Annotated in this window: 8 protein-coding genes; 2 read left to right on the top strand and 6 right to left on the bottom strand. The window is 66.4% G+C overall.

Going from position 1 to position 9,138, the window contains the following annotated elements; all coding sequences use genetic code 11:
- Positions 1-178 precede the first annotated feature (178 nt).
- Both BH683_RS04930 and BH683_RS04935 read left to right on the top strand, forming a co-directional pair.
- On the top strand, positions 179-1,573 hold the full coding sequence (locus tag BH683_RS04930) for an LCP family protein (RefSeq protein ID WP_348639212.1): 1,395 nt from the start codon (positions 179-181) through the stop codon (positions 1,571-1,573).
- A complete protein-coding gene (locus tag BH683_RS04935) occupies positions 1,570-2,277 on the top strand; it encodes a TIGR03089 family protein (protein WP_084835156.1) in 708 nt (235 codons plus the stop codon). Before BH683_RS04930 ends, BH683_RS04935 begins: the two co-directional genes overlap by 4 nt.
- Positions 2,278-2,287: 10 nt before the next feature.
- Here the strand turns inward: BH683_RS04935 and BH683_RS04940 are convergent, their stop codons facing one another.
- From BH683_RS04940 to BH683_RS04965, 6 genes are all read right to left on the bottom strand, one after another.
- A complete protein-coding gene (locus BH683_RS04940) occupies positions 2,288-3,331 on the bottom strand; it encodes an Rv2578c family radical SAM protein (protein ID WP_084835157.1) in 1,044 nt (347 codons plus the stop codon).
- Between the two features lie 61 nt (positions 3,332-3,392).
- Positions 3,393-5,849 (bottom strand): ABC transporter permease, encoded by a 2,457-nt coding sequence (locus BH683_RS04945; protein WP_084835158.1) that lies wholly within the window; start codon positions 5,847-5,849, stop codon positions 3,393-3,395.
- Positions 5,846-6,676, bottom strand: coding sequence for an ABC transporter ATP-binding protein (locus BH683_RS04950; RefSeq protein WP_084835159.1), 831 nt, complete (start codon positions 6,674-6,676; stop codon positions 5,846-5,848). Before BH683_RS04950 ends, BH683_RS04945 begins: the two co-directional genes overlap by 4 nt.
- A gap of 144 nt (positions 6,677-6,820) precedes the next feature.
- Entirely contained in the window at positions 6,821-7,513 is a 693-nt protein-coding gene (locus BH683_RS04955; protein ID WP_084835172.1) for a response regulator transcription factor, read from the bottom strand.
- 5 nt (positions 7,514-7,518) lie between these two features.
- Positions 7,519-8,730, bottom strand: a complete 1,212-nt coding sequence (locus tag BH683_RS04960; protein ID WP_084835160.1) for a histidine kinase — start codon at positions 8,728-8,730, stop codon at positions 7,519-7,521.
- Positions 8,731-8,855: 125 nt separating this feature from the next.
- Positions 8,856-9,138: acyl-CoA dehydrogenase family protein (locus BH683_RS04965; RefSeq protein WP_281492286.1), on the bottom strand; the 283-nt coding region annotated here is incomplete at its 5' end.

A 9,138-nucleotide genomic window follows, 5' to 3' on the forward strand; every position in this document is an offset into this window, starting at 1 on the left:
TGGCACTCGCCCTCAGGACGCGGAAGCCCCGCGCCGGCGCGGCGGCCGCGGTGATCGAGCTCAGTCGGGCCGCAAAGCACCACCGCCTCCACCGACGACTCAGCCACCCACCGGTGAGTCCGCCCCGGGAGGCCGGTCGGGGCGCTCGCTGACCCGAGCCGCCGTCGCGCTGGTGTCGGTGGCGGTACTGGTCGCAACCGGCTTCGCCTGGAACCAGATGACCCGGCTGGAGAACAGCATCACCAAGCTCGACGGGCTCTCGCTCGGTTCCGGCAAGGACGGCGCGGTCGACATACTCATGGTGGGGACCGACTCCCGCACCGACGCCCAGGGCAATCCACTGTCCGAAAAAGAACTGGCGCAACTCCACTCGGGCGACGACGTCGGCACCAACACCGACACCATCCTGCTGATCCGCATCCCGAACGACGGGTCCTCTGCCACCGCCATCTCGATCCCCCGCGATTCCTACGTCGACGTCCCGGGCATCGGGAAGACGAAGATCAACTCGGCGTACGGATCGTCCAAAGAAGAACGTCGCGAACAACTCGTGAACGACGGCATGGATCTCGAACAGGCCGACAAAGAGTCGGTGCAGGCGGGACGCGACGCGCTGATCACCACGGTCGCGAACTTGACCGGAGTCGAGGTGGACCACTACGCGGAGGTGGGCTTGCTCGGATTCGTGCTGCTGACCAATGCCGTCGGCGGTGTCGAGGTCTGCCTCAAAGAACCCGTGTCAGAGCCGTATTCGGGTGCCGACTTCCCGGCGGGACGGCAGACGCTCGACGGGGCCGAGGCGCTGAGCTTCGTGCGCCAGCGCCACGACCTCCCGCGAGGCGATCTGGACCGCATCGTCCGCCAGCAGGTCTTCATGGCCTCCCTTGCGCAGAAGGTGCTCTCAGCAGGAACCCTCTCGAGCCCGGGCAAGCTCGGTGATCTCGAGAATGCGGTGTCGCGGTCCGTGGTGATCGACCAGAGCTGGGACATCCTCAATTTCGTGGAGCAACTCAAGGACTTGTCCGGCGGCCGAGTGCAGTTCGCCACGATTCCCGTCGTCACCGAACAGGGATGGAGCGACGACGGCACCCAGAGCGTGGTCGAAATCGATCCGGAGGCGGTCAAAGCGTTCACCGCAGGTCTACTCGGAGAGAAGGACGCTTCCGGCCAGACCAAGTTCCGCGCCGGCGACTACACCGTCGACGTCGTCAACACCGGCACCGTCGACGGGCTCGCCACCAACGTGTCCAAGGTCGTCTCCACCAAGGGCTATCTGACCGGCCGGACCGGCAACGAGACCAACTCCACCACGGACAGTCAGGTGCAGACCGCGAGCACCGACAACCCCGGAGCCAAGGCTGTCGCCGAGCAACTCGGCGGTCTGCCCATCACAGAGGACAAGACGTTGGCCCCCAACACCATCAGAGTGGTACTCACCGACAGTTACCAGGGTCCGGGTTCGATCGACGACCAGGGCCCGCAGGACAGCCAGGACGCGCCGACCTCGGAACCGGCGGCCCCGCCGGCCAAGACCATCACCGCCGGTGGCACCGGACCGGAGTGTGTGAATTGACCACGGTGACCGATGCCGCGCTGAACCCGGCGCTGGGAACCGACGGATCGCAACCGCTGCTGACCTACTACGACGACGCCACCGGTGAACGAACCGAGCTGTCCGGGCTCACCACGGCCAACTGGGCCGCCAAGACGGCCAACATGATCCGCGACGAGTTCGGCCTCATGGCCGGCGATGTCGTGTCGGTGGACCTGCCCACCCATTGGCAGAGTGCAGCGGTCCTGCTCGGCGCGTGGTGGGCGGGAGTGCATGTCCGCCTCGGATATTCCGACGACGCCGCACTGGCCTTCTGTTCGATGGCAACCCTGGAACGGGTCGACGCCGCGCCGGAGATCGCAGTCGTATCCCTCGACCCATTCGGCATGCCCATGCGCGACCTGCCGGTCGGGCTCACCGATTACGCCGCATCGGTGCGCGTCCACGGCGACCAGTTCCGACCGACCGGGCCGGGGGGTCCGGCCCTCGACGACCGAACGGTTGACGAAGTCATCGCGGAGGCAAGGGAATTCGCAGCCGAGGCGGGGATCGTCGCCGGCTCGCGAATCATGACCACCCGCCCGTGGGACGACCCCGGAAATCTGATCGCGAATCTGCTCGCCACGCTCGTCAGCGGCGGCTCATTGGTGCAGGTGGCCAACCCGGACATCGCAAAGCTACCTTCGAGGGCCGCATCCGAAAAGGTCACCGCGACCTTGACCTGAGCGCTCCGGGCTAGAAGAGCGTCTGCTGAACGGGTGGTTGCGCTGTGGGGACCTCGTTCCGCGGCACATGGATCTCGTCGTAACCCATCCCGGTGAGTCCGTGCTTTTCCAGCAGTGGGGTGATGCGCTCGCGCAGCCAGTGCCGATACTCCGGCGCGGGGTGCGAACCCCGTCCGTAGATCCGCCGGTAGGTACGCAGCAATGCGGGGTGGTTGTCGCCGAGCCAGGTGAGATACCAATTACGGGTCGCTCCCCGCAAGAACAACTCCGAGGCAGTGACCGAGGTGGCACCTGCTGCGGCCAGGGCGCCGAACAGTTCATCGAGTTCGGCTCGGGAATCCTTGAGCGCAGGCAAGATCGGTGAAGCCATCACGTGGCAATCGAAACCCGCCTCACGCACAGCGGTGATCAGATCGAGGCGAGCCCTGGCCGAGGGAGCGCCCGGCTCGACCTGCCGACGCAGGTCCTCGTCCAACAGCGCCAACGAGATCCCGATGCTCACCGGGACCGATTGTGCTGCCACCGACAGCAACGGCAGATCGCGACGCAGCAGGGTCCCCTTTGTCAGGATCGACATCGGGGTCCCGTGGTCGGCGAGGGCGCCGATGATGCCCGGCATCAACCTGTACCGGCCCTCCGCGCGATGATAGGGATCGGTGTTGGTGCCCAGCGCCACGGTTTCGCGCTTCCAGCTCCTGCGTCCGAGTTCTTTCCGCAGGACTGCCGCGATGTTCACCTTCACCACGATCTGGGTGTCGAAGTCACGGCCCGCATCGAGGTCGAGGTATTCGTGGCTTCCCCGGGCGAAGCAGTAGACGCACTGGTGCAGGCAACCCCTGGTCGGATTGATGGTCCAGCGCATCGGTACCCGCGAGCCGTCCGGAACCTTGTTCAGAGCGCTCTTGCAGAGCACCTCATGAAAGGTCACCCCAGAGAATTCCGGGGTCTGCACAGACCGGACCAAGCCGGCTCGCTCCAATCCTGGAAGAGCCGGCCTGGCGAAGTCCTCTCCCGAATCCTTCTCGGACTCGAGCAACTGTGCGTCCCATCGCATGATGCCCAGTCGAACATCAGTTCTATTCCCTGTCAAGTCTACGACAGCGTCACTCCGAAACTCACAGCGCGGCAGCAGGATCTGCCTGCAGCGCCCGACGAGCCGGCATGGCCGAGCTGAGCAATCCTGCCATCCCCCCGACCACGACGATCCCGGCCAGCGCGACAAGTGGGAGATCCGGCAGCGACACCCGATCGACACCGACCACGGCTGCGGCTCCCGCAATCCCGTATCCGGTCCCGAGCAGTACACCGACGACGGATCCGACCACCGCTATCAGGGTCGCTTCTGCCAACAGCATCCCCTGCACACCGCGCGAACTCAGTCCGATCACCCGCAGCATCGCGTTCTCGCGAGATCGATCGATGACCGAGAGCGCCATCGTGTTGCCCACCCCGATCAGCGCGACGACCACGGCAACGGCCAGCAGTGCCAGCACGATTCGCAAGATCAGCGTGAGGATCTGATCGAGTTGCTGAGCTATCTCGACACCGCCCCCGACGGTGGCGTCGGGGGCCGAGTTCGCCACGAGCTCCCGGATCTCGGTCACCACCCCCGAACTCCCGGCGCCGCCCGCCTCCAGCCGGACCACGAGACCGGTGGGTGTAGGTGCCGCCGACACGAGGCCGCGATCGACAAACGAACCCGAGGCTCCGTCGACGACGGTCACGGTACGAACCGCGCCCCCGGAGACCATTCGCACTCGCTCACCCGGTCCGACCCCCGCGAGGATCTGATCGTCTGGCGCAAGGGCGATCTCATCGGCGTCGGGTGCGCGGCCTGATCGCATCACCTGCGGCAGACGAGCGGTGTCGAGGGCACCCACACTCAGCGGCTTCCCGTTCACCGACACCTCGGTACGCGTGATGGGTATCGACGCCTTTACCCCCGCGGTACTGCTCACCGCGTCGACGAGCGAAGGATCGAGCGGTGCACTCGACGAGATGACCACATCGATCGGGTGCATCTCACCGATGACCCCCGAGACGCTCGACCGCACGACCTGCGCCCCCACCACCATCATCGTCGTCAGGGTGATGCCGATGATGAGCGCCGATGCCGTCGCCGCAGTGCGTCGCGGGTGGCGTGTCGCGTTTGCTGCGGCCAGTTCGGCGACGGGCCCGGCCGCAGTCCCCCGCAACAGGCGTGCGGCGCCGACCCCGATCACCCTGACCAACGGGGGCACCAGCACGGCAGCGGCGAGCATGAAGCCGAGGAAGCTCAGCGCCCCGCCGAACCCGGCCGCGGGCACAGACTTCCCACCCATCCCGACGATCATCACGACGGTCCCTCCGACCGCAAGTGCCCCGGCGACAGCCAGTCGGGCGACCCCGCGGCGTCCGGTGGACGCCGGAACGACCGCACGGAACGCCGCCAGCGGAGATACAGCGGTCGCGAGTCGGGCAGGAACGGTCGCCGCGATCAGCGTCATCACCACGCCGAGCACCAGGGCGACCACCGGTGCGACGAGTGGCACCGTCAGTTCGGTCAGCGGAACGTTCGCACCCACCCCGCGCACCACCGCCGACGCCGCTGCCACGGCGCCGATCCCGAACACCACTCCGACGACCGACGCCACCACACCCAAGACCAGCGCCTCCAGTCGCATCCCCGATCGCACCTGTCTCTTGTCGGCCCCGATACACCGGAGCAGTGCGAGTTCCTGCGTTCGTGAGGCGATCAGGACGGCGAACGTGTTCGCGATCACGAGGCATGACACCAAGGCGGTGATGGCTGCGAAGACGAGCAATACGGTGGCCAGCACGTCGGTTTCACCGACATACCGGCTCATCGCCTCGTCGGTGGCCTGGCCACCGGTCATGGCCTGGCCACCGGGCACCGACGTGACGAGTCCCGTGATCGCCGACATGACCGTGGCCGGGTCAGCGCCCGGGGCGAACGCCATCCGGATGACGACGCTCTCGGCCTGATCGACCGCTCGTCCCGGCCCGATGGCGGCAACACCCGCGTTGGTGCCGAACAACTGGGGCGCGCTGGTGGTCATCGAGCCGCGATCCAGCAGCCCCACCACGGTCATCTCCCGGGCCACCCTGTCGGTGGCGGTGTCGACGTCTGGACGGACGTAGAAGTGCTGGCCGACAACGAAATTCGATCCTGCGAAGGCTGCGACCTCGTTCTCTGCCCGGGGCAGCCGTCCCACCGACAGGGTCTGCCATCGCAACGATTCGTCGGGAGCCATCGCGGTCAGCTGTACCTGACCGTACGACTTCTTCCCGCTCGTCACACTCACCCACCGGGTGGTGTCGATCGCTGTCGCAGCAACCCCCGGCACGTCGGAGAGGGCCGCACCAGTCCGTTCAGCGAACTCGCCGGGCACGAAGGCGGCGGCGTCCATGGTCGCGAACTGCCCTGCCACCGATGTGCGCATCGATGCGCTCGAGGTCGCGGACAGGGTGAGTGTGGCGGCGACAAACGCGACGGCGATGGCGACTGCCAATCCCGATGCCAGGTAGCGTCCCTTGTGAGCCCGGAGCTGGGCAAGCGCAACACTTCTCATCGGACGGCCCCCGCCGCACCAGCGACCGATCCATGGCGCAACACTGCCGCCGCGACCGAATCTGTTGTCGGTGAGTCGATCTGGTCCACCAGGAGTCCATCGGCCATCACCATCACCTGATCGCAGTAACTGGCCGCCACCGGGTCGTGAGTCACCATCACGATGGTCTGGCCCGCCCGGCGACTACTCGCCTGCAGCAGGGAGAGCACCTGCGCTCCCGCGCGGCTGTCGAGATTGCCGGTTGGTTCGTCGGCGAGGATCAGACGTGGCCGAGGGAGCAGCGCACGCGCTATCGCGACACGCTGTTGTTGACCACCCGACAGCTCGGAGGGTTTGTGGTCGAGGCGATCTGCGATACCCAGCACGTCTGCCAACTCGTCGAACCATGCCCCGTCTGGGCGTCGGCGATCCAGCGTGAGCGGCAGCAGGATGTTCGCTCTCGCCGAGAGCACGGGCAGCAGATTGAACGACTGGAAGACGAATCCCAGTTCACGTCGCCTGATCCGGGTCCGCTGCGTGTCATCGCACCGGGACAGATCGGTGTCCCCGATCATCACGGTCCCGGCAGTGGGAGTGTCCAGCCCGGCGAGGCAGTGCATGAGTGTCGACTTCCCCGAACCGGACGGCCCCATGATCGCGGTGAACCTGCCCGACGGGATCGCCAGACTCACGTTGCGTAACGCGTGAACCTCGGCGTCTTTTTCCCCGTAGGTCTTCTGTACACCGATGGCCCGAGCCGCCACTGTGCCACCGGAAGCGTGGCTCGGCCGCACCCCACCCGCGCCGGCGGTGCCTGCAGCATTCCCCTGGGTCCTCGTAGTCGACATCGCTGTCCTCCCTTGTCCACATCAATGAATGTCATTGCTGGACAAGCGTATTTTCAGAAGATGTCGCTTTTCGTCGGAGCACGGGAGGATCATTCGATGCACCCGATGTCCACCCGGGCGGTGACCGGGGGTACGACCGCGGTACTACTCGTGGCGGCCGAGAATGTCGTCCACCGCCACCATTCCGGTCCGGAACGCGAACAGCACCAACTGGACTCGGTCCCGTGAACCGGTCTTGGTCAGGACGCGGCCGACGTGCGTCTTGACGGTTGCGGTCGACAGGTGAAAGCTCGCCGCGATCTCACCGTTGGTCATCCCGACCGCGATGGCTCGCAACACCTCGCTCTCGCGGGGTGTCAGGGGGTCGATCAGGCCGACCGCCTCCGGGGTAGGTGTGACGTGGTCCACGCCCACCCCCGCTGCCACGTGGGTCAGCAGCCGACGGGTGGACCGTGGCGCGATCACCGCATCCCCGTCGAAGACAGTACGGATGGCCGCCAAGAGTTCTTCGGGACGTGCGTCCTTGAGGAGAAAGCCGCTCGCACCGGCCGAGATGGCCGCGAGTAGATACTCGTCGGTGTCGAAGGTGGTGAGCACCACGATCTTCGGCGCATCTGCCTGGCCCGCCAGTAGTCTGCGCGTGGCTTCGATCCCGTCCAGGCGTGGCATCTGGACATCCATCAGGACCACATCGACCTGCGTGTTCCGGATCTGCTCGAGGGCCTCGCCACCGTCGCCGCCTTCGAGGACCACTTCCATGTCGGGCTGGGAGTTGATCACCATTCCGAATCCGGCCCGCACGAGCGCTTGATCGTCGACGAGACCGACCCGAATCACCTCGCTCACAACGCTTCCCCCGTCGGTAACATGGCTTCCACCTGATATCCGCGGCGACCCTGGCGCGGTCCTGCGGTCAGCGTCCCACCGTGCAGTTCTGCCCGTTCGCGCATGCCCAACACCCCTTTACCGCCCCCGGGAGCGACCCAGCCGAGCTCGCCCGTGTCGGCGCGTCCGTCGTCGATGATCGTGATGCGCAACTCCTCCGGACCCCAACACAATCGGACCTCGGCGTCCGCTTCGGGTCCCGCATGTTTCAGTACGTTCGTCAGCGATTCCTGGATGATCCGGTACGTGGTGAGTCCACACCCGGCGGAGACCGCCCGCTCGGGGCCGGAGGACGTGTACGTCACCGGCAGACCGCCTGCCCGCACCACGGCCAACAGGTTCGGCACGTCGGCGATGCCGGGCACCGCACGCACCTCCCGCGGTCCATCCTCGCGCAACACCCCGAGCAGGGAACGCATGTCGGCCAAGGCTTGTCGCCCGTTGTCGGCAATGGTTTCGAGCGCACGTGCTGCCGCGCCCGGATCCTGCTCCGCGGCATATCGGCCACCGTCGGCCTGTGCGATCACCACCGTCAGGGTGTGGGCGATGATGTCGTGCATCTCGCGGGCGATGCGGGTGCGTTCGCCGATCGCGGCGAGCTCGGACTCCTGCGCGCGTTCGAGTTCGAGCAATCGGGCCCGTTCGCGCAGCGATGAGACCTCGCGCATACGCGATCGCCGCAGCATCCCGGTGGCCCAGATACCGACCGTGAGGGCCGCGAGGAAGGAAGCGCCGATGGCGTTGTACTCGAACGATCGCGACTGCGGAGCCTCCGAGTAGAAGCGACCGGACGATCCGACCCCACCGATTACGCCCAGCACCAGGGCCGCCCGGGTTCCCCAGGTCGAGCCGTAGGCCGCCATCGAGTAGAGCCCGATCACCGCGGTGATGGTCACTGCCGGACTGAGCTGCTCGTCGACGACGATGTGCACAAACGCGGCCGACGCGATCACCGCACCGGCAAGGTCGGGTCTGGTCCGGCGATATGCCAGCGCGACACAGCAGGTCGTGCCCAGCAGCATTCGCCACCAGACGTTCGGTCCCATCTGCTCCCACAGCTCCGGCAGGACCGTCACCGTGGCGATGGCGAGCGAGAGCAGAGCATCGAGCAGCAGCTGGCGGGGCTCGGCGAATCGGTTCCAGCGCTCGAGGATCCGCTGGGTGTTCATTGCACCCAATCTATCGGCACCCAGCGCAGCCCACATCAGACCTGAGGTGGATTTCCACCTCCGATTTGGTGGGTTGTGGCGACGCCGACCTGGACGAATGCTCGCCAGAACCCACCAAGATCGGGTCAGCGCAGGAGTGCTCGGGACATCACGACGCGCTGGATCTGGTTGGTGCCCTCGTAGATCTGGGTGATCTTGGCATCACGCATCATCCGCTCGACCGGGAAATCGCGGGTGTAGCCGGCGCCACCGAACAGCTGCACCGCGTCGGTGGTCACCTCCATCGCCACATCCGAGGCAAAACACTTCGCCGCCGCCGAGATGAACCCGAGGTTCTTCTCCCCACGCTCGGCACGCGCGGCGGAGGTGTAGACCATCAGCCGGGCGGCCTCGATCTTCATCGCCATG

Origin of the sequence: Williamsia sp. 1138, assembly GCF_002095435.2 — a bacterium.
GTDB lineage: Bacteria > Actinomycetota > Actinomycetes > Mycobacteriales > Mycobacteriaceae > Williamsia.